The sequence below is a fragment of the Mycolicibacterium palauense genome (assembly GCF_002592005.1).
GTDB classification, from domain to species: domain Bacteria; phylum Actinomycetota; class Actinomycetes; order Mycobacteriales; family Mycobacteriaceae; genus Mycobacterium; species Mycobacterium palauense.
This window is the reverse complement of record NZ_NVQF01000057.1, coordinates 20,636-40,592: the sequence shown is the minus strand read 5'-3', so window position 1 is coordinate 40,592 and position 19,957 is coordinate 20,636. Positions and strand designations below refer to the sequence as shown.

Annotated in this window: 19 protein-coding genes; 6 read left to right on the top strand and 13 right to left on the bottom strand. The window is 68.0% G+C overall.

Annotation, left to right across the window (positions count from 1 at the left end):
* Positions 1-775: 775 nt before the first annotated feature.
* The 4 genes from nrdE to CSR00_RS20155 form a co-directional block, all read right to left on the bottom strand.
* Positions 776-4,174: a class 1b ribonucleoside-diphosphate reductase subunit alpha gene (gene nrdE, locus CSR00_RS20170; RefSeq protein WP_099024200.1), complete on the bottom strand. Its 3,399-nt coding sequence runs from the start codon at positions 4,172-4,174 to the stop codon at positions 776-778.
* Positions 4,141-4,587: a class Ib ribonucleoside-diphosphate reductase assembly flavoprotein NrdI gene (nrdI, locus tag CSR00_RS20165; RefSeq protein ID WP_099024210.1), complete on the bottom strand. Its 447-nt coding sequence runs from the start codon at positions 4,585-4,587 to the stop codon at positions 4,141-4,143. Before nrdI ends, nrdE begins: the two co-directional genes overlap by 34 nt.
* 75 nt (positions 4,588-4,662) lie before the next feature.
* Positions 4,663-4,914 (bottom strand): redoxin NrdH, encoded by a 252-nt coding sequence (locus CSR00_RS20160; RefSeq protein ID WP_099024199.1) that lies wholly within the window; start codon positions 4,912-4,914, stop codon positions 4,663-4,665.
* A 572-nt stretch (positions 4,915-5,486) separates the two neighbouring features.
* Positions 5,487-6,050: an NAD(P)H-dependent oxidoreductase gene (locus tag CSR00_RS20155; protein WP_099024198.1), complete on the bottom strand. Its 564-nt coding sequence runs from the start codon at positions 6,048-6,050 to the stop codon at positions 5,487-5,489.
* A 141-nt stretch (positions 6,051-6,191) separates the two neighbouring features.
* Here CSR00_RS20155 and CSR00_RS20150 point away from each other — a divergent pair, with 141 nt between their 5' ends.
* From CSR00_RS20150 to CSR00_RS20135, 4 genes are read left to right on the top strand one after another with little or no spacing between them, the layout of a single operon-like run.
* Positions 6,192-6,773: a TetR/AcrR family transcriptional regulator gene (locus CSR00_RS20150; RefSeq protein WP_245906301.1), complete on the top strand. Its 582-nt coding sequence runs from the start codon at positions 6,192-6,194 to the stop codon at positions 6,771-6,773.
* A gap of 4 nt (positions 6,774-6,777) precedes the next feature.
* Positions 6,778-7,827, top strand: a complete 1,050-nt coding sequence (locus CSR00_RS20145; RefSeq protein ID WP_099024196.1) for a DNA polymerase IV — start codon at positions 6,778-6,780, stop codon at positions 7,825-7,827.
* 39 nt (positions 7,828-7,866) lie between these two features.
* A complete protein-coding gene (locus CSR00_RS20140) occupies positions 7,867-8,652 on the top strand; it encodes a TetR/AcrR family transcriptional regulator (RefSeq protein ID WP_099024195.1) in 786 nt (261 codons plus the stop codon).
* Positions 8,653-8,662: 10 nt separating this feature from the next.
* A complete protein-coding gene (locus CSR00_RS20135; protein ID WP_099024194.1) occupies positions 8,663-9,796 on the top strand; it encodes an AAA family ATPase in 1,134 nt (377 codons plus the stop codon).
* On the opposite strand, the gene CSR00_RS20130 is transcribed toward CSR00_RS20135, so the two are convergent.
* Together CSR00_RS20130 and CSR00_RS20125 are read right to left on the bottom strand one after the other, a co-directional pair.
* Entirely contained in the window at positions 9,762-10,709 is a 948-nt protein-coding gene (locus CSR00_RS20130) for an SDR family oxidoreductase (protein ID WP_099024209.1), read from the bottom strand. The two genes, CSR00_RS20135 and CSR00_RS20130, sit on opposite strands and share 35 nt — an antisense overlap.
* Before the next feature lie 26 nt (positions 10,710-10,735).
* The gene (locus CSR00_RS20125; protein ID WP_407662487.1) at positions 10,736-11,398 is read right to left on the bottom strand and encodes a TetR/AcrR family transcriptional regulator; all 663 of its coding nucleotides are present in this window, start codon (positions 11,396-11,398) and stop codon (positions 10,736-10,738) included.
* A gap of 117 nt (positions 11,399-11,515) precedes the next feature.
* Here CSR00_RS20125 and CSR00_RS20120 point away from each other — a divergent pair, with 117 nt between their 5' ends.
* Positions 11,516-13,003 carry a cytochrome P450 gene (locus CSR00_RS20120; protein WP_099024192.1) on the top strand — a complete coding sequence of 496 codons (1,488 nt, stop codon included), beginning with the start codon at positions 11,516-11,518 and terminating at the stop codon, positions 13,001-13,003.
* A 17-nt stretch (positions 13,004-13,020) separates the two neighbouring features.
* Here the strand turns inward: CSR00_RS20120 and CSR00_RS20115 are convergent, their stop codons facing one another.
* From CSR00_RS20115 to CSR00_RS20085, 7 genes are all read right to left on the bottom strand, one after another.
* Positions 13,021-13,578, bottom strand: a complete 558-nt coding sequence (locus CSR00_RS20115) for a 2-isopropylmalate synthase (protein ID WP_245906295.1) — start codon at positions 13,576-13,578, stop codon at positions 13,021-13,023.
* Positions 13,579-13,760: 182 nt separating this feature from the next.
* Entirely contained in the window at positions 13,761-15,200 is a 1,440-nt protein-coding gene (locus CSR00_RS20110) for a DUF2254 domain-containing protein (protein ID WP_099024191.1), read from the bottom strand.
* A 146-nt stretch (positions 15,201-15,346) separates the two neighbouring features.
* Positions 15,347-15,739, bottom strand: a complete 393-nt coding sequence (locus CSR00_RS20105; protein WP_099024190.1) for a DUF302 domain-containing protein — start codon at positions 15,737-15,739, stop codon at positions 15,347-15,349.
* A 24-nt stretch (positions 15,740-15,763) separates the two neighbouring features.
* Positions 15,764-16,033, bottom strand: coding sequence for a metal-sensitive transcriptional regulator (locus tag CSR00_RS20100; protein WP_099024189.1), 270 nt, complete (start codon positions 16,031-16,033; stop codon positions 15,764-15,766).
* A 24-nt stretch (positions 16,034-16,057) separates the two neighbouring features.
* The gene (locus CSR00_RS20095) at positions 16,058-16,936 is read right to left on the bottom strand and encodes a sulfite exporter TauE/SafE family protein (protein WP_099024188.1); all 879 of its coding nucleotides are present in this window, start codon (positions 16,934-16,936) and stop codon (positions 16,058-16,060) included.
* Positions 16,933-17,817, bottom strand: coding sequence for a sulfite exporter TauE/SafE family protein (locus CSR00_RS20090; RefSeq protein ID WP_099024187.1), 885 nt, complete (start codon positions 17,815-17,817; stop codon positions 16,933-16,935). The genes CSR00_RS20095 and CSR00_RS20090 overlap by 4 nt, the downstream gene beginning before the upstream one ends.
* Positions 17,814-18,401 carry a rhodanese-like domain-containing protein gene (locus CSR00_RS20085; protein WP_099024186.1) on the bottom strand — a complete coding sequence of 196 codons (588 nt, stop codon included), beginning with the start codon at positions 18,399-18,401 and terminating at the stop codon, positions 17,814-17,816. Before CSR00_RS20085 ends, CSR00_RS20090 begins: the two co-directional genes overlap by 4 nt.
* 175 nt (positions 18,402-18,576) lie before the next feature.
* On the opposite strand from CSR00_RS20085, the gene CSR00_RS20080 reads away from it, so the two are divergent.
* Positions 18,577-19,956 carry an MBL fold metallo-hydrolase gene (locus CSR00_RS20080; RefSeq protein WP_099024185.1) on the top strand — a complete coding sequence of 460 codons (1,380 nt, stop codon included), beginning with the start codon at positions 18,577-18,579 and terminating at the stop codon, positions 19,954-19,956.
* Position 19,957 lies beyond the last annotated feature (1 nt).

The following is a 19,957-nucleotide window of genomic DNA, read 5'->3' as shown; positions in this document are numbered from 1 at the left end:
GAACTGGGCTTCAAACAGGTCAAGTGGATCGAGTCGATCGAGTTCGTGGACAGTTTCGACGGCATCGGCAAGGGCCACGGCGGCTACAACGAGGACCACGAGTTCTACGGGTATCGAATGCCCATCTGATCACCGCGTGAGCTCGGTGCAGGGTCAGGCAGCGGAGTCCCGGGCGGCCCGAAGGATCCGCTGCACCGTCGACGTCGACACACCCCGACTGCCTCCGCGATCGCCCGTTGCGTGGCGCCCCTGTCGGACATCGTCAGGACCCGCGTCGCCGTGTCGATATCGGCGGTGGTTCGACCCGACGCGACGGTCAGCCGCGGCAGCTTCAACGTCCTCGGCGGCGATCTGCTCGGAACTCTTCCACCGGCCGCGCTCGATATCGCTCTGTGTATCAGCGAGCCAGGCACTCGCGGCTTTCTTCTGTCGGCGTCGCCTGAAAACTAACCCCGTGTCGGCGAAAAGGGGTCAATTTTCGGCCGCCGTTGACATCTTCGTGGTGAACGTGACGGGTGCCGTCCTCCGCTGCCCGTCTGCCGCGCAGTACCGGGCCTGCCACCGCTCGCTCGGGAGCTTCCGGATGCCGCCGAAGTCGCGTGCCCCACTCCCCGCCATCTACCCAGCCGCTGTCCGTGCCCCGCGACGTGCCCCATTTGTGCCCCGCACGATGCCCAAACCTGTCAACCAAGTGCAGAAGTAGCCGAACAGGCTGCCTAACGAAAAAGCAGGCCAGAGGAGGTTTCCTCTGGCCTGCTTCACGTTGATCTCTGCCCTAGAGCATGCAGGACACGCAGCCCTCGACCTCGGTGCCCTCCAAGGCCATCTGGCGCAGCCGGATGTAGTACAGCGTCTTGATGCCCTTGCGCCAGGCGTAGATTTGCGCCTTGTTGACATCGCGGGTGTTGGCGGTGTCCTTGAAGAACAGCGTCAGGCTCAGCCCCTGGTCCACGTGCTGGGTGGCTGCGGCGTAGGTGTCGATGATCTTCTCGTAGCCGATCTCGTAGGCGTCCTGGTAGTACTCCAGGTTGTCGTTGGTCAGGTACGGCGCCGGGTAGTAGACGCGCCCGATCTTGCCTTCCTTGCGGATCTCGATCTTGCTGGCCACCGGGTGGATCGAGCTCGTCGAGTGGTTGATGTAGGAGATCGATCCCGTCGGCGGCACGGCCTGCAGATTCTGGTTGTAGATGCCGTGGGCCTGCACCGACTCCTTGAGCCGGCGCCAGTCGTCCTGATCGGGGATCCGGATACCGGCGTCGATGAAGAGCTGACGCACCTTGTCCGTCTTGGGTTCCCACACCTGCTCGGTGTACTTGTCGAAGAACTCACCGGAGGCGTACTTCGAGCGCTCGAAGCCCTTGAAGTGCGTCCCCCGCTCGATGGCGATCCGGTTCGAGGCCCGCAGCGCGTGGTAGAGCACCGTGTAGAAGTAGATGTTGGTGAAGTCGACACCCTCTTCGGAACCGTAGAGGATCCGCTCCCGCGCCAGGTAGCCGTGCAGGTTCATCTGGCCCAGACCGATCGCGTGGGAATCGTTGTTGCCCTGCTCGATCGAGGGCACCGAGGTGATGTGAGTCTGGTCGCTGACCGCGGTCAGTGCCCGGATGGCCACCTCGATGGTCTGCGAGAAATCCGGGGAGTCCATCGCCTTGGCGATGTTCAGCGATCCCAGGTTGCACGAGATGTCCTTGCCCACTTTGGAGTAGGACAGATCGTCGTTGAACTCCGAGGGCGTGGAGACCTGCAGGATCTCCGAGCACAGGTTCGAGTGGGTGATCTTGCCCTCGATCGGGTTGGCCCGGTTCACCGTGTCCTCGTACATGATGTACGGGTAACCGGATTCGAACTGCAGCTCGGCCAGGGTCTGGAAGAACTCACGGGCCTTGATCTTGGTCTTGCGGATGCGGGCGTCGTTGACCATCTCGTGGTACTTCTCGGTGACCGAGATGTCGGCGAACGGCATGTCGTAGACGCGCTCGACGTCATAGGGCGAGAACAGATACATGTCCTCGTTCTTCTTGGCCAGCTCAAAGGTGATGTCCGGGATCACCACGCCCAGCGACAGGGTCTTGATCCGGATCTTCTCGTCGGCGTTCTCGCGCTTGGTGTCCAGGAACCGGTAGATGTCGGGGTGGTGGGCGTGCAGATAGACCGCGCCCGCGCCCTGGCGGGCGCCGAGCTGGTTGGCGTAGGAGAACGAGTCCTCCAGCAGCTTCATGATCGGGATCACGCCCGAACTCTGGTTCTCGATGTTCTTGATCGGCGCGCCGTGTTCGCGGATGTTGCTCAGCAGCAGGGCCACACCGCCGCCGCGCTTGGACAGCTGCAGCGCCGAGTTGATCGAGCGCCCGATGGACTCCATGTTGTCCTCGATGCGCAGCAGGAAGCAATTGTGCACGACTGTGCCGCGGATCGTGTAGGTGTGCGTTCCTTCCACGTGGAGGTTGTACACCTTCTCTGGAACGTCGAGCGTGCTCGTGAGTTCCCGGACACCAAACACCGTGCGCCCATGCACGACCTGAAAGGTCTTGCGCGAGGTCCCTTTTTGTCCAACGTAGTTGTACAAGTTCTTACCGACATCAAAAATGAAGTCCTCGTTGGCGCCGGGCAGTCCGGGCACAAACACCTGTCCGGTCACGTTGCCGGCTTGGTTGACGTACTGGCGAACCCTGGACACGATCCCTACTCGGCGCAGCAAAAGCTGCACCTGATCGATGAGTTCCGGGTTCACAAGGTCGAGCACCATGCCGCCTGTGGTGGTGCACCCATCCCCACGGAACAACCCAGCCAATAGGCCTCGCTGGAACTCATCGTCAGCGGTCAGAACGTCGTGAGACAACCGCTTGTGGTGGTAGCCCGTACCGACCATCGACAGAAACAGCTCAGCGACGACCTTGCTGTTGCAGATCATGCGTACCGATTGGTCAGACACACTCTGGTTGACCGACAAATCCGTCGCGAACACACGTTTGAACGCCGCGGCCAATTCCTGCTGATACTCGAGTTCGTGCGAACCGACCGTGAAGTGGATACCATTCGGCAACTTCTGGCCGTCTGCCCCCAAACGCTTCGAGACATGCCCTTCGGCGACATACCAACCCAGGATAAGCCCGAGATCGTATGACTCTTCGACGTAGCGGTTCACCGATACGAAAGTCATGCTGTGACGCTGCTTGTTGCGATGCTTCATATCGCAATTGACCTTGCGAATGAGGCCGTCGACCTCTTCATAGGTGCCGGAACCGACGTGGTCCATCAGGTCATGGACGCGCCGCTCGCGGCCCTCTAACGGCGCCGCCGTGACGATGAAGTCCGACGCGTGAATGTCTTTCGCAGCCAACCACACGAACCCGTTGAATGGGTCGGCGCCGTCGCCGTCGATGATTGTCTTCACGTCCCGCGTGGTCCACACCAGGATCGGGTGCTCTGGCGTGCATAGGATCGGCTCTTTGTGCCCAAAATGCGAAACCGACACCAGCGCTTTGTCATTGGGGTTCTCAATGACGGACTCAACCAGGGAAAAAGAGCCATCGTGGGAGAGCACGCGATCGCCCGGTTGCAGTGTTTCGATTGCCCTGGGCCCGTCGGGAGTGTCGATAGGGGTGCCGGCCGGGAAGCAGCTGACCGGCTCGCCGCGCTGCTTCTTGCCCGAGTTGAGGAAGGTCGGGGTCGCCGGCTGGAACCGGCCCTCGATGATCTCGTCGACCAGCCGCTCGGCCAGCACGGTGTCGCCCGAGGCCAGGGTCAACGCCACCATGACGACACGGTCCTCGAACCGTTCCAGATAGCGCTTACCGTCGAAGGTCTTCAGGGTGTAGGAGGTGTAGTACTTGAACGCGCCGAGGAAGGTCGGGAACCGGAACTTCTTGGCGTAGGCGCGGTCCAGCAGCGTCTTGACGAAGTTGCGTGAGTACTGGTCGAGCACCTCGCGCTCGTAGTAGTTCTCCCGGATCAGGTAGTCGAGCTTTTCATCCTGGTTGTGGAAGAAGACCGTGTTCTGGTTGACGTGCTGCAGAAAATACTGACGCGCGGCCAGCACGTCCTTGTCGAACTGGATCCTGCCGTCGGCGTCGTACAGGTTCAGCATCGCGTTCAGGGCGTGATAGTCGGTCTCGCCCGGCAGCGCGTGCACGCCGGTGGTTACAGGTTCTGCAGCTGTGACGGTTGGTGGCACGAGAGTTCCTTCCAGAAGTCTTCCAAGCCCGCTCGAACGGCCAGCACGTCGTCGGTCGTTCCCATCAGTTCGAAGCGGTAGAGATAGGGCACGCCGCACTTACGCGAGACGACCTCGCCCGCGTAGCCGAATTCGGCGCCGAAGTTGGTGTTGCCCGCGGCGATCACGCCGCGGATCAACGACCTGTTGTGTTCGTTGTTCAAGAACGCGATGACCTGCTTGGGGACGTAGCCGCCGGCGTCGGGATCGGGCCCGTTGGCCCGGCCACCGCCGTAGGTGGGCAGGATCAACACGTACGGCTCATCGACCTCGATGCGGCCGTGCAGCGGAATGCGGGTGGCGGGCAATTCGAGCTTCTCCACGAAGCGGTGGGTGTTCTCCGAGACGCTGGAGAAATAGACGATGCGGCTCACCGTCACTCCCCTCCCTGTGCTGGTGGTTGTCTGGAAGCGTGCGAACCGTCCGCGGACCCGCGGACCCGCCGCGCGCTACGCGGTCGCGGCGCTGCCCTGGAAGGCCCCGGCGAGCGACTTGATCCGGTCGGGCCGGAAGCCCGACCAGTGTTCGTTGCCGGCCACGACGACCGGCGCCTGCAGATATCCCAGAGCCATCACGTAGTCGCGGGCCTCGCTGTCCATGCTGATGTCGACGACGTCATAGGCGATGCCCTGCTTGTCCAGCGCCTTGTAGGTGGCGTTGCACTGCACACAGGCGGGCTTGGTGTAGACGGTGATGGTCATCTTCGGTACGGCTCCCCTCAACCAAACTTCAGCGAAACTGCTGCGGATCTCTATCGGGATCTCTTCGGGATCTCTTCTGATCACTGCGGACTTGACTACGAAACGGGACACACTGCTGTTCAGCAGACCGGTGAGCCCCGAAATTCCGGTGATCGGCAGCCACGTCGACCCGGCTTCCGGTACTGGATACCGCCTGGAAACCTCGGTTCTCGGTGTGCTCGCTGACCTCTGCGATCTTGGGGTCTGTCGGCCTGTCAGACACTACACCTAGTGGCCGACAATGCGAAGAGGTACAAGATGTTCTGAACAACATTCGTGAAATTCCCTGGTCGTAAGCCCCGAGAAAGCCGACACGCCTGGCGTGTCGCAGATCACAACACGCCGAAACCGGCATCCTCACCCCCATATCTAGCACCGGCCACCGACAGCTTCGCCCGGGTGTGCGCCCGGGCGAAGCGCCGCGCCCGGAAGGAGTCGGGACATCACCCCGGGCCGGCCCCGAGCCGGCCGCGAGACAGCAAAGCCGCCGCGGGGTCGATGCACCCCGCGGCGGCGTCCCCCTTTCGGCCGGGTCAGCCGGCCTCGACGGCGAGCTTTCCGACGATGCCGGCCAGCCGCCGGGCCACCTCGCCGTTCTCCCGCGGGTGCGCTCCGTCGAAGACCGTCGACGACACCGACAGGGAGAGATCGGCGATCACCCGGGCGCCCGCGACGCCGAGGGACTTCCGGGTCTCGTCGTGGGCCCAGACACCGCCGTACCGCCCGTGCGAGGCGCCGACGACGGCGACTGGCTTACCCTTGACGGCCCCGTCGCCGAAGGGGCGCGACAGCCAGTCGATGGCGTTCTTGAGAACGCCGGGAATGCTGCCGTTGTACTCGGGGGTGATCACCAGCACGGCGTCGGCCGCCGCGGTGGCGCGCCGCAACGCGGCCACCGGCTCTGCGACCGTGCTCGGGTCGTCCGAATCTGTGTCCTCATCGATGTCCTCGTTGTAGAAGGGCAGTTCACCCAGCCGGTCGAAGGACTCCAGGCGAACGCCGGCGGGAGCGGCCTCCACCGCCACCTCGGCCAGCCGGCGATTGACCGACTCCGCCCGCAGGCTTCCCACCAGTACCAGAATCGTGCTCGTCGACATTTCGCTCCCATTCCCGGCCGTCGTGCCCGTATGCGTCATCAAGGTAACCGGACTTCAGTCCGATTAATTCCGGCGGGCTACAGTGCAGACATGAGCGCCGCGGATCGGCCCTGGCATGCGCCGCTGACGGTTCCCCCGACGATGCCGGTGACCGCAGCAGCTCCCCCCGAACGCGTCGACGCCGCGCGCAACCGGGCCGCCCTGCTGGCCGCGGCGCGCCGGCTCATCTCCGACAAGGGCGCCGAGGCGGTCACCATGGACGACATCGCCAACGCCGCCGGTGTCGGCAAGGGTACGGTGTTCCGCCGGTTCGGCAGCCGCGCCGGGCTGATGATGGTGCTGCTCGACGAGGATGAGCGCGCCAGCCAGCAGGCATTTCTGTTCGGCCCGCCACCGCTGGGCCCGGACGCGCCGCCCCTGCAGCGCCTGATCGCGTTCGGCCGGGAGCGGATCCGCTTCGCCCACGCCCACCACGAACTGCTCACCGACGTCGACCGCGATCCGCAGGCCCGCCAGGACAATCCGGCGCTCATGGTGCAGCGCCGCCACGTCTATGTCCTGCTCACCGACGCGGGCACCACCGGCGACCTGGACGCTCAGACCGAGGCACTGCTGGCCCTGCTGGACGCCGGTTACGTCGAGCACCGGCTGGGCGAGGGGCTGACGCTGGACGACATCCAGGACGCATGGGAGAGCGTGGCGCGCAAACTGTGCGGGCGCTGACGCCGTGCGCGACTGGATCCTGCACGTCGATCTCGACCAGTTCCTGGCCTCGGTGGAACTGCAGCGCCGCCCCGACCTGGCCGGCCTGCCGGTCATCGTGGGCGGTAGCGGCGACCCCACCGAGGCGCGCAAGGTCGTCACGTGCGCTTCCTACGAGGCCCGCGAATTCGGTGTGCACGCCGGGATGCCGTTGCGCGCCGCCGCGCGCCGCTGCCCGCAGGCCACGTTCCTGCCCTCGGATCCCGAGGCCTACGACCGGGCCTCCGATGTGGTGATGGGCCTGCTGCGCGATCTCGGCCATCCGGTGGAGGTGTGGGGCTGGGACGAGGCCTACCTGTCGGCCCGCACCGAGGATCCGGCCGCGCTGGCCGAGCAGATCCGCACCGTCATCGCCGGGCAGACCGGCCTGGCGGCCTCGGTGGGGATCAGCGACAACAAGCAACGCGCCAAGGTCGCAACCGGATTCGCCAAACCGGCGGGGGTGTTCACACTCACCGACGCCAATTGGATGGACGTCATGGCGGCCCGCCCGGTCGACGCGCTGTGGGGGGTGGGGCCCAAGACCGCCAGGAAGCTCAGCGCGCTGGGCATCACCACGGTGCGGGGGTTGGCCCACGCCGACGCCGAACTGCTGACCTCGACGTTCGGGCCGCGCACCGGGCTGTGGCTCCTGCTGCTGGCCAAGGGCGGCGGAGACGAGACGGTCAGCGCCGAACCGTGGGTGCCCCGGTCACGCAGCCACGTCGTCACCTTCCCGGTCGACCTGACCGAGCGCGCGGACATGGACGCCGCGATCGCGGACCTGGCCCTGCGCGCGCTCGGCGAGGTCATCGACGCCGGGCGCAGCGTGCTCCGGGTGGCGGTCACCGTGCGCACCGCCACCTTCTACACCAGGACCAAGGTGCGCAAGCTGCCCGAACCCGGCACCGATCCGGAGGCCATCCGGGCTGCCGCGCTGGCGGTGCTGGATCTGTTCGAACTGGACCGGCCCGTGCGGCTGCTGGGCGTACGCCTCGACCTGCAGATGCCCGGCACGCCCAGCGTGCCCGGATAGCACCGACGGCGTCGGACGTGCGGCGTTACCATCGGGGTCATGGGGGGAAGGCCGGCACGGCCGGGGCTGCGCGAGCACAAGAAGCAGCTGACCCGGGCCAGGATCGTCGACGCGGCGCTGGAGCTGCTCGACCGGCAGGGCTATGCCCACACCACCGTCGAGAAGATCGCCGAGGCCGCACACGTGTCCCCGCGCACCGTGTCGCACTACTTCCCGAGCAAGGATCACCTGCTGCTGGCGCCGGTGGACGACTACCTCGACGCGGTGGACACCCAGTTGAGACGGGTGCCGCCGGAGCTGCCCCCGCTGCAGGCGATGCTGGCCGCCAACCTGGCCGTGCTCGACGAATCCGCCCGCGCCGACGCCGTGCTCAGCGCCTCGCGCCTGGCCGCTCTGCTGCGGCTCATGCACTCGGCGCCGCCGCTGCAGCAGCTCGCCCGCTCGCTGCGCTCCGACGAGGTGACCGCCGACATGGCCCGCCGCCTGGCGACCACGACCGAGGACCGGCGCGTCGATCTGGCGTTGTCGATCTGGGTGTCCATCATGGCGACGGCCTTCTCCGGGGTGACCGAGATCCACGCCGACGCCAACCCCGCCACGGCCGACCTGCCGGCCCTGCTGCGCGCCCGACTCACCGAGGCCATGGCCGCGTTCGCGATGGCGGCCGCGCCCTCACCGGTGGCCTCCGACACCACCCGGCCCGACACCACCCGGCCCGACACCACCCGGCCCGACACCACCCGGCCCGATACCGCACGGTCCGACACCGCCCCACCTTTCGCCGCCCAACCCGTCGCTGCGCTACCTGTCACCGCCCGTCGCTAACCTCGGGGCCATGTTGTCCACGGTGGCGGTGCACGGCTACCGCTCGCTGCGGGATGTCACGCTGAGCCTGGGCCGGGTCACGGTCGTCACCGGCGCCAACGGCACCGGCAAGTCGTCGCTGTACCGGGCACTGCGGCTGCTCTCGGACTGCGGTCGCGGCGAGATGATCGCCGCGCTCGCGCGGGAGGGGGGCCTGCAATCGGCGCTGTGGGCCGGGCCGGGCCGTCGCAACAGTCGCGTGGCACTTGAACTCGGTTATGCTGCAGATGATTTCGGCTACATCATCGATCTGGGGCTACCTCAGATGGCCGGAATCGCCTCGGCGTTCGAACGGGATCCCGAGATTAAACGGGAGGCGGTGTTCGCCGGGACGGTACTGCGCAGCGGTTCCGCCCTGGTCCGGCGCGCCGGCCCGCTGGCCGAGGCCCGCGCGCCCTCCGGACGAGGGTTCGACGAGCTCACCCGGGCGCTGCCCACCTACCGCAGCGTGCTCGCCGAGTTCGCCGACCCGGGCCGGCTACCCGAGGTCGCTGCCGTTCGGGACCGCCTGCGCGAGTGGCGGTTCTACGACGGTTTCCGCACCGACGCCACCGCCCCAGCCCGGCGGCCGCACGTGGGCACCCGGACGCCGGTGCTCGCCGACGACGGGAGCGACCTGGCGGCGGCCGTACAGACCATCGTCGAGGCCGGCTTCGACGATCTGGCCGTGGCGGTCGCCGAGGCGTTCGACGGCGCGTCGCTCTCGGTGAGCACCACCGACGGGCTCTTCGACGTTCAATTGCACCAGCGCGGCATGCTGCGGCCGCTGCGTGCGGCCGAACTGTCCGACGGCACGCTGCGGTATCTGCTGTGGACGGCGGCACTGCTGAGCCCACAGCCGCCGACGCTGATGGTGCTCAACGAGCCCGAGACCTCGCTGCACCCCGCCCTCATCGGACCGCTGGCCGCGTCCATTCGCACCGCCGCCGCCACGGCGCAGATCGTCGTGGTCACCCACTCGGGGGCGTTGGTGGAGGCCATCGAGGACGGCGCCAGCGGGCCGGGCGGGGTCGTGCGGGTGGAACTGGTCAGGGAGGACGGCGAGACCCGCATCGCCGACCAGGACATGCTCAGCGCTCCGTCGTGGCACTGGGGGTCACGGTAGCCGTCACCCCGGGGGCGCGCCCGGGGTGCGAAGCGGACCGCCGTGGCGCGGGCCTGAGCACCCGGGTGAACACGACGTTCACCCTGCGCATGGCCACGCTGTAGGGCCACCACGCCAGCCGCTTGAAGGCGTAGAGCGCGCGGATGTCCGAGGAGGTGTAGATCAGGAACTGGTTCTTCTGCACGCCGGCCAGAATCTTGCGGGCAGCGGTCTCCGGTGACACCGCGTGTCCGCCGAACCGGTCCACCCACCGGCGGACCCGCGGGTGGTCACGGTCCACGCCGGCGATCTCCACCGTCGACACCAGCGGGGTCTTCACGGCGCCCGGCACCACGACCGACACGCCGATGTCGTGTCGGTCCAGGTCGAAACGCAGCACCTCCGACAGGCCACGCAGCCCGTACTTGCTGGCGCTGTAGGCGGCGTGCCAGGGGAAGGCCACCAGCCCGGCCGCGGATGAGACGTTGACCAGGTGGCCGCCGTTGCCCGCGGCCATCATCGCCGGCAGGAACGACTCGATGACGTGCACCGGCCCCATCAGGTTGATGTCGATCACCGAGCGCCATTGTTGGTGGCTGAGCTGGTCGACGGTGCCCCACACCGAGACCCCGGCGACGTTCATGACCACATCCATCGCGGAATGGCGAGCGTGGATGTCGGCCGCGAAGGCGGCGACCTGGTCGTGGTCGGCGATGTCGAGATCCCGGTACTCGGGCACCCTGGCCCCGAGCGCGCGGGCGTCGGCGACGGTCAGTCGCAGCCCCTCCGCGTCCCGGTCGGTGAGGTAGAGCTCGGCACCCGCGCGGGCCAGCGCCAGGGCGGTGGCGCGCCCGATCCCGCTGGCCGCGCCCGTGATGAAGCACCGCTTACCCGCGAATGTCGCCTCGAGTGCCTGCCCGGACCGCTGAGCCATGGCGGTGACGATACCGACGGTAACGGTCAGACCGCGGAGCCGCCCCACAAACAGGTCAGCCACAGCTGTTCGAGTACGCGCACCCCACGGTCGATGTCGCCGTCGGGGCCCAGGAAGGTCACGTCGCCGGACAGCATCATCACCGTCGTCGCACCGAGGGTGCGGATCAGCGCGGGAATGTCCTCGCTGATCGGATGTGCGGTGCCGGCGGCCATCTCGTCCTCGACGATGCGCACGATCTGGTCGACGACCGTGGAGATCTGGCCGTCCTGGATCTTGCGGATCTCGGCGTCGGTGCTGCGCGCCGCGTTGCACGCCGACATCACCGGGTCGTTGTGGGCGAACACCGCGGCCGCACTGCCGACCATCCGCTTGGCGAAGGCCGCCGGTGATTCCTCGGCGCCCCGGGGTGCGAAGTACTGGGTGAGTTCCTCGAGTTCCTGGGTGGCCTCGGCAAAGATCTGTGCGAGCACCGCGTACTTGGATTCGAAGTAGAAGTAGAAGCCCGAACGGGCCACGCCGGCGCGGTCGCTGATGGTGCTGACCGACAGGTCGGCGAAGGGGGTTTCCTGCAACAGCTCACGCACGGCACCGATGATCGCGCGCCGCTGCCGGTCGCCCCGCCGCTGCGGCGTCGACCCACTCCGGGTCTGCTGCTGGGAAACGCTCACCCCACAACCATGCACCACATCGGCGGCGGAACGAAACTTGACACGCGTCAACTGACGCGGAGAGACTAGACGAAAGGTGGCATAGGCCACAACGATTTCAGGACGCACCCCTACCATCGCGGCAAAGGAGCTTCAGTGGCCCCAGCGACCATCAGCACCCCGCAATACCTGCTCGACCAGGCGCGGCGCCGGTTGACCCCGACGCCGAACACCCTGCCCGGAATGGGCGCGCTGGAGAAGCGGCTCAAAGCCACCGAGTGGGAGCAGTTCGCGCTGGCCGATCCCCCACCCGGCAGCGGCCTCAAGCCGGTGATGGGTGATGCGGGGCTGCCGATCCTGGGCCACATGATCGAGCTGTTCCGCGGCGGACCGGATTTCGTGCTGGAGATCTACCGCAAGTACGGGCCCGTCCACTACCAGCGCACCCCCGCGCTGAAGTCCGTCATGGCCCTGGGGCCCGACGCCACCCAGGCCGTCTTCTCCAACCGCAACAAGGACTTCTCCCAGCGCGCCTGGGATCCGGTGATCGGCCCGTTCTTCAGCGGCGGTCTCATGCTGCTCGATTTCGACGAGCATCTGTTCCACCGCCGGATCATGCAGGAGGCCTTCACCCGCAGCCGGTTGACCGGCTACGTCTCGCACGTCGACTCGGTGGCCACCGAGGTCCTCGCCGACGACTGGGCGGCCAACGACCCCCGGTTCCTGTTCCATCCGGCGGTCAAACAGCTCACCCTCGACATCGCCTCCGAGGTGTTCATGGGGCACCCGGCGGGCACCGACCACGAGCTGGTCACCACCATCAACGAGGCGTTCACCACCACCACCAGGGCCGGCAACGCGATCGTGCGCAAGCCGGTGCCGCCGCTGACGTGGTGGCGCGGCCTCAAGGCCCGCAAGACCCTGGAGGACTACTTCGCGAGCCGGATCGCCGAGAAGCGCCGCTCGGAGAGCACCGACATGTTCAGCGTGCTGTGCCACGCCCAGGACGAGGACGGTCGGAGCTTCACCGACGAGCAGATCATCAGCCACATGATCTTCCTGATGATGGCCGCCCACGACACCTCGACCTCGACCATGACGACCATGGCCTACCACCTGGCCGCCAATCCCGAGTGGCAGGACCGCTGCCGCGACGAGTCGAACCGGATCGGCGACGGCCCCCTGGACATCGAGGCGCTGGAGAAGCTGGAAACCTACGACCTGGTGATCAACGAGTCGCTGCGGATGCAGACCCCGCTGCCGTTCAACTTCCGCCGCGCCGTGCGCGACACCGATCTGCTGGGCTACTACATCCCGGCCGGTACCGACGTGGTGATCTGGCCGTCGATGAACCACCGGCTGCCCGAGCTGTGGACCGACCCCGAACGGTTCGACCCGGGCCGGTTCGCCGAGCCGCGTTCGGAGCACAAGAAGCACCGCTACGCGTTCGCCCCGTTCGGTGGGGGCGCCCACAAATGCATCGGAATGGTGTTCGGCCAGCTGGAGATCAAGACCGTGATGCACCGGTTGCTGCGCCGCTACCGGCTCGAGCTGACCCATCCCGGGTACCGGCCGCGCTATGACTACGGCGGCATGCCGGTGCCGATCGACGGCATGCCGATCGTGCTGCGCCCGCTGCACTGACCCCGGCGTCAGCACTGTCAACGGTGCGCGAAAAGCCTGTTCCCACAGGAGATGACGGCACGCAGCGCGGACTCGGTGGGGCATGCCGACCATCCGATGGCCCACTCGTCACGCACTCCGTCGGAGCCCCGGACGAAAGTCGCGGTATGCCCGCCGGAGCTCAGCTGATGGAACTTCAGCATCTCGATCCCGACACCGCGGTCGTGCAGCATGGCCGTCAGCGCGGCCAGCGGGCCCGAGGCCGCCGCCGTGGCCGTGGCGACGTGGTCGCCGACGGCCAGGGTGGCCCGGTAGTTGCGGGCCTGCGGCCCGAGCCGACCGGACGGCCGGTCACCGTCGGTGCACTCCCAGTCCCCCAGCCGCAGCGGCCCCGGTGCCGAACCGAAATGGTGCGCCACGTCGTCCCAGGACATGTCCGCGGCGATCTCGCGCAGGCCGCGCGGCAGCGGCGCGTCGAAGAAGTCCGCGAACCGCGGCCGGACCGGCCGTTCCCCGGCCGAGAGCCCCAACGGGACGTGGTTCGGCGGGTTCAGGAACGAGGTGCGGTTCGGGAACGGGGTGGAACGGGGAATCATGTGCCGGTCTTCTCTGCTCTTCGGGAGTGACCGACGGGTAGTAGCCTCCGACCCACAGCGGGGGGTCGGTCTGGATCAGACCCCGCTGCGGGTTGCGGCTACTACGAGAAGATGTCGCACGAGGCCGACATTAATCTCATCGGCCTCGCCCGCGCAAGCCAGTTCGGGCTCACGGTTCTGGCTCACCGTTCTGGCTCACCATTCGAGTCACCGTTCGGCCCGACGGCCCACCGCCCCTGCAGGGCCTCCTCGACCGCGCGCCCGAGGGCGCGCAGGCCGGCGCGCTCGCTGTCGTCGAAATCCTGCTGACCGGCGGTGCGCCGCACCCGCTCCAACTGCGCGGCGACCGCCTCCCGGTCGCCGTCGCGGTGGCAGCGCCAGGCCAGGTCGCGCAGCAGCGCCAGGATGGCCGCCAGCAGGTCGGGATCCGAACTGCCGTAACGGCGGGGCGCCGATACCGCCAGATCCAGCAGGTCGGCCATTGCCGGCCGGCTCAACACCACCAGCGTGTCCCGCGTCTCGTCGGCGGTGAGCCGCACCGGCCCCAGCCGGTGATCGGACAGCTCGCAGAGCACGACGGCGCTGTGGCCCAGGACGTGCACCGCGGTGGTCGGATCGTTGATGCCGGGCGACAGCGACTTGACGGCCACGTCGGTCAGTTGCCGCAGCCCGTAGCCGACGTCCTGGATCGGGGTGCGCTCGTCGGCGGTGTAGACCGCGTCGGCCACACACCGGACCAGGCGCTGGGCCGCCTCGCTGTCGAGGCGCCCCGTTCCGCGCGCCGACCAGGCCCGGGCGATCGGAGTGCCCTCGACGATCCACTCTCCGGGCATGCGATGCACCACCACGACCGCGTGGGCCTCCGCGGCGGCCGCGAGGACACCCTGCCCGTCGACGTGGGCCAGGAAGCCGGTGGCCGGGGCGCAGACATCCAGCGCCTCCGGTGGCGCCACCGGCAGTGCCCCGCCCCCGCTGCCGCGACCGCCGTCACCGTCGGCCTCGTCATCGCTGTCGCGCAGGAGGCTACCGGCGGCCGTCATGGCGTCGTGGCGGACGGTGTCCAGCAGCGTCTCCACCCTGATCTGGCGAACCAGGTGGGCCAGGAACAGCACCAGCGTGATCACACACAGCACGGCCAGCAGGTAGGCGACCGTCACCGAGACCTTGGGCACGAATTCGCGCTGGCCCGGACCGTCGTTGCGCACCGACCGAAGCACCGTCAGCGCGTAGACGAAGGTGGCCAGGAACAACGCCAGGGTCCACTGGACGAAGCGGTCGCGGGCGAAGGTGCGCAGCAGCCGCGGCGAGAACTGTCCGCTGGCGAGCTGCAGGGTGACCAGGGTCAACGAGAACGTCAGCGAGGTGACCGTGATCAGTGACGACGAGACGGCGGTCAGGACGTCGCGGGCGGCGTCGGCACCGCCGCCGAACAGGTAGTCCGACCCCGTGTAGTCGGACGCCGTGGCGGTCAGCCGGTCGTCGAGGGCACGGTCGAGTTCGGGCAGGGCCACCCCGGCACAGATCGCGATCGCGATACCCATCGCGGGGACCGGCCACAGCCGGGTGCGGACCACGTCGAGCACCAGGGTGCTCCGGCTTGCGAGGGCCGAGCGCACTCCCATCTGGGCACCACCTCCGTGGCACCCATACTGCGCCATCGACGGGCGTGACCGGCCGAAAACCGGCGGGTACTCACCGTCAGGGTGTCGACCTCAGGGGTGGACGGTTTCAGGTGCCGTCTGACGCGCTCAGACGCTCTCAGACGCTCTCAGACGCTGTTGATGGCGGCCTGCAGCCGCTCGGTCACGGGGTCGGCGACCCCGGCCAGTGCCGGGTCGCCGGTCACCTCGACCATCAGCTTCGGGTTCATCGCCTCGACGATCACGGTGCCGGGGTTGTCGGTGTCGGTGCGCACCACGACATTGCACGGCAGCAGCAGGCCGATCTGGCGGTTGGCCTCGACGGCCTGGTGCGCGAACGGCGGATTGCAGGCACCGAGGATCAGGTAGTCCTCCATGTCCTCGCCCAGCTTGGCTTTCAGCGTCGCCTTCATGTCGATCTCGGTGAGCACCCCGAAGCCCTGTTCCGACAGGGCCTTTCGGGTGCGCTCGACGGCCTCGTCGAACGGACCGCTGGTCGTCGTCGACAACGCGATGTCCATGGTGTCCTCCTGTGCGTTACGGGCTCAGGCGAGTGCCAGGAACAGTTTCTCCAGTTCGGCCTCGGTCATCGGAGTATCACCCTCGCTGCTCTCCCCGGTGACGCATTCGCGCAGACCGGTGGCGACGATCTTGAAGCCGGCCCGGTCCAGCGCCCGCGACACCGCGGCCAGCTGGGTGACCACGTCCTTGCATTCGCGGCCTTGTTCGATCATCGAGATCACGCCGGAGAGCTGACCCTGCGCGCGGCGCAACCGATTCAGCACCGACGCGATGGCGTCTTCATCACCAACCATGAGCGTTTCCTTTCAACTCTGCCTCTAGAGTACCCCGTGGGGTATAACAACGCCGCCGTCGTTGCTATGCCGTGACCGTCTTCGGCGCAGTCCCGCACGGGTTGCCACCACGGCCGCGGACAGTACCGTCACGGCGCCGACCGCTCCCCCGATCGCCGGACCGGCCTGCTGGGCCAGCACCACGCCGGCCATCAGCAGCACGAACCAGCCGAACAGCGACCGCAGCAGCGTCGCGTCGACGCGCGCGGCCAGCCAGCCGCCCACCACGCTGCCGAGCACCGCGGCCGCCGTCACCCCGGCCGCCAGACCCCATTCGACGTGGTCGGAGGCCAGATGCCCCAGAAAGCCGGCCAGCGACTGCATCGCGATCACGACCAGCGAGGTGCCCACGGCGACCGGCATCGGCAGATCGGCCAGCAGCGTCAGGGCCGGCACCAGCAGGAATCCGCCACCGGCCCCCACCAGGCCGCTGATCAGGCCGACCGCCAGCCCCAGCAACACCAGGCGCACCACGGGCAGCCGGTCATGGTGGGTCGCCTCGCCGCCCTGCCGGCGGCCACGCAACATCGCCACCCCGGCGGCCAGCATGATCACCGCGAAGGCGATCAGCAGCACGGCCCCGGGCACGAATCGGGCCAGGATTCCCCCACCGAACGCGCCGGCCATCGCCGCCGCACCGAAGACGGCGGCGATGCGCCACTTCACCCGGCCGGCACGCGCGTGCGTCACCGCGGCGATGGCGCTGGTCACCCCCACCACCAGCAGCGACGTCGCGATGGCCGGCTTGGCGTCCAGGCCGGCCACCGCGGTCAGCAGCGGCACCATCAGGATGGAGCCGCCGCCGCCGAGGAGCCCCAACGAGACTCCCACGACGGCGGCGAGCGCTATGGCGACGCTGATCATGACGCCGCGGACTCCAGTGGTTCACGCTGCTTGAGGAACCGTTTCGGGCACCAGGAGCTGCCGTGGCTGCACCCGTAGGAGAACACCCCGGCCACCACCGTCACCGCGGCCGTCGCGATGCCCAGCGCCGGATGCATCTCCTGGGCGAAGATCACCGAGGACATGATCAGGACGAACCAGCCGAACGCCTTGCGCAGCGACTCCGGATTGACCAGCGAGGTCATCCTGGCGCCGAGCAGCCCGCCGATCACGGCCGCGACGGTCACCATGCCCGCCATCGCCCAGTCGATCTGCACCGTGCTCAGGTACCCGGCGAGTCCGGCGAAGGACTTCAGCGCGATGACCACCAGCGACGTGCCGACCGCGATCGGCATCGGCAGCCCGCCCAGCAGCACCAGGGCCGGCACCACCAGGAAGCCGCCACCGGCGCCCACCAGCCCGGTCACCAACCCGACGACCAGGCCCTCGGCGATGATCTTGACCGGATGCAGCGAGTGTCCGCCGCGTGATTCGCCGTAGGCGGCGGGTTTGCGTCCCCGCAGCATCGCGATCGCGGTGGCCACCATCATCAGCGCGAAGCCGATGAGCAGCACGGTGCCCGGGATGAACCGCGCCAACAGCCCGCCCAGGTAGGCGCCGGTCATGCCGGCGGCACCGAAGATCAGGCCGACGCGCCAGTGCACCCGGCCCGCCTTGGCGTGCGAGATGGCGCCGACCGCACTGGTCACGCCGACCACGAGCAACGAGGTGGCGATCGCGGCCTTGGCGTCCATGCCGGCGACGTAGGCCAGCAGCGGCACGGTCAGGATCGAACCGCCGCCGCCGAGGATGCCCAGGGTGATCCCGACGACGACCGCGAGCGCCAGGGTGAGCACGATCATGACCGGCCACCCCCGACCAACTTGCTCACGACGGTCTGGGCGTCACAGCTGGCACCGCGGTTGTAGGGCAGCTTGGACAGGAGCATGCCCATGGCGCAGGTGTTCGACACCGCGGCGAAGGTCAGGCCCCCACCGATCGCTCCGGCCACCCACTTGAGCTTGGGTGCGGCGATGCTGCCCAGGATCGAGGTGAGCACGATGGATCCGGCGACCAGTCGCACCTGACGCTCCAGGTCCCACTTGGCCGCACCGCGGTTGACGTTGAACCCCTTGGTCTCCCAGTCAACGATCCCGCCCTCCAGGACGTGCACGTTGGGCAGGCCGGCCCCGCGCAGGGCCTCCTCGGCCTGCGTCGCACGCTGGCCCGAGCGGCACACCAGGACGACGTCCTCGTCGAGGTGCTTCATGATCTCGTCACGGTGCTCGCGCAGCAGGTCCAGCGGCACGTTGTAGGAGCCGGGGATGTGTGCGGTCTCGAATTCGGCGGGGGTGCGGACGTCGAGAACGCGGGGCGGCTCGGCCGAGCTGAGGCGTTCGGTCAGCCCGTGCGAATCGACGGTGACGGGGTTGGCTGCGGTGGTCATCGGATTCCCTTCGTTGCGGTTTCGGATCGATACCCCTTGGGGTATGTTGCGATCATCGTACACATACCAGTAGGGGTATGTGCAAGTGGGAACAAATACCCCCTGGGGTATGTTCCGGATGACGAGAGAAAACCCATCCGGCACCGCCGGCGACTCCGAAAGGAAACCTGACCCGATGATCCTGGAGCAGTACTACATCGAGTGCCTGTCACACGCCTCCTACCTGATCGGCGACGAGACGACGGGCCGCGCCGTGGTCGTGGACCCCAGGCGCGACATCACCGAGTACCTCGAAGACGCACAGAAGTACGGTCTGCAGATCGAGGGTGTGATCAACACCCACTTCCACGCCGACTTCGTCTCCGGCCACCTCGAACTGGTCGAGGCCACCGGCGCCTGGATCGGCTTCGGCGAGGCCGCCGAGACCGACTACCCGATCCGCCGGCTGCGCGACGGCGAGCACATCTCGCTGGGGCAGGTCGACCTGGAGATCCTGTCGACACCCGGGCACACCTGGGAGTCGATCAGCGTGGTGGTCCGCGAACGGCCCGGGGCCGTTCCGGCGGCGGTGCTGACGGGCGACTCGATGTTCATCGGCGACGTCGGCAGGCCCGACCTGGTCAACCTGGGCGACGGCTCGACCACCGACCTGGCCCGTGCGATGTACCACACCATCCACGACAAGCTGCTGCAGCTGCCCGACGAGGTCACGGTCATGCCGGCCCACGGTGCGGGCTCCTCCTGCGGGAAGAACCTGTCCACCGAGCTCACCTCCACCATCGGCGAGCAGCGCCGCACCAACCCCTCGGTGCAGCCGATGAGCGAGGACGAGTTCATCGCCCTGGTCACCACCAACCAGCCGGCGGCCCCGTCGTACTTCAGCGTCAACGCGGCGATGAACAAGCGGGTCCACCCGCTGCTGGCCGGCGACCGCGCGATCCTCGAACTGGCACCCGAGCAGGTGCGCGAGGCGCTGGCGGCCGGGATCCGGGTCGTGGATGCGCGCAGCGTGGAGGACTTCGCGGCCGGCCACCTGCGCGGCTCGGTCAACGTCGGGTTCGACGGGCGCTTCGCCGAGACGGGCGGCATGGTCGCCGGGGTCGGCGACGAGATCGTGCTGATCACCTACCCGGGTGAGGAGCAGGAGGCGGCGCTGCGGTTGGCCCGCATCGGCTCCGACAACGCCGTGGGCTATCTGCACGTCGACCGCGACGGCGGCTTCCCCGCCGAGCTGAGGGATCTGGTCACCACCGCCCCGCGGGTCGGGGTTCGCGAGCTGGACCGGATGCTGGCCGAGGACGCCGTGACCCTGATCGACATCCGCAATCCCGGCGAACGGGAGGCCGGTGTGATCCCGGGTTCGGTGTCGATGCCCCTGGCCCAGCTGCGGGCGCACCTCGACGACATTCCCACCGGCAAGCCCATCGTCGTGCACTGCGCGGGCGGTTGGCGTTCCAGCGTGGCGGCATCGCTGCTGCGGGCGCAGGGATTCGCCGACGTCGCCGACCTGGAGGGCGGCTACAACGCGTGGGCCGAGGACCACATCCCGGCCTGAC

Coding starts and splice junctions, on each gene's coding strand:
- CSR00_RS20160 (WP_099024199.1), bottom strand. CDS start 4,914: ATGACCATCACCGTCTACACCAAGCCCGCCTGTGTGCAGTGCAACGCC.
- CSR00_RS20155 (WP_099024198.1), bottom strand. CDS start 6,050: ATGTCGACGAGCACGATTCTGGTACTGGTGGGAAGCCTGCGGGCGGAG.
- CSR00_RS20150 (WP_245906301.1), top strand. CDS start 6,192: ATGCCGGTGACCGCAGCAGCTCCCCCCGAACGCGTCGACGCCGCGCGC.
- CSR00_RS20140 (WP_099024195.1), top strand. CDS start 7,867: ATGGGGGGAAGGCCGGCACGGCCGGGGCTGCGCGAGCACAAGAAGCAG.
- CSR00_RS20135 (WP_099024194.1), top strand. CDS start 8,663: ATGTTGTCCACGGTGGCGGTGCACGGCTACCGCTCGCTGCGGGATGTC.
- CSR00_RS20130 (WP_099024209.1), bottom strand. CDS start 10,709: ATGGCTCAGCGGTCCGGGCAGGCACTCGAGGCGACATTCGCGGGTAAG.
- CSR00_RS20115 (WP_245906295.1), bottom strand. CDS start 13,578: ATGATTCCCCGTTCCACCCCGTTCCCGAACCGCACCTCGTTCCTGAAC.
- CSR00_RS20110 (WP_099024191.1), bottom strand. CDS start 15,200: ATGGGAGTGCGCTCGGCCCTCGCAAGCCGGAGCACCCTGGTGCTCGAC.
- CSR00_RS20105 (WP_099024190.1), bottom strand. CDS start 15,739: ATGGACATCGCGTTGTCGACGACGACCAGCGGTCCGTTCGACGAGGCC.
- CSR00_RS20100 (WP_099024189.1), bottom strand. CDS start 16,033: ATGGTTGGTGATGAAGACGCCATCGCGTCGGTGCTGAATCGGTTGCGC.
- CSR00_RS20095 (WP_099024188.1), bottom strand. CDS start 16,936: ATGATCAGCGTCGCCATAGCGCTCGCCGCCGTCGTGGGAGTCTCGTTG.
- CSR00_RS20090 (WP_099024187.1), bottom strand. CDS start 17,817: ATGATCGTGCTCACCCTGGCGCTCGCGGTCGTCGTCGGGATCACCCTG.
- CSR00_RS20085 (WP_099024186.1), bottom strand. CDS start 18,401: ATGACCACCGCAGCCAACCCCGTCACCGTCGATTCGCACGGGCTGACC.
- CSR00_RS20080 (WP_099024185.1), top strand. CDS start 18,577: ATGATCCTGGAGCAGTACTACATCGAGTGCCTGTCACACGCCTCCTAC.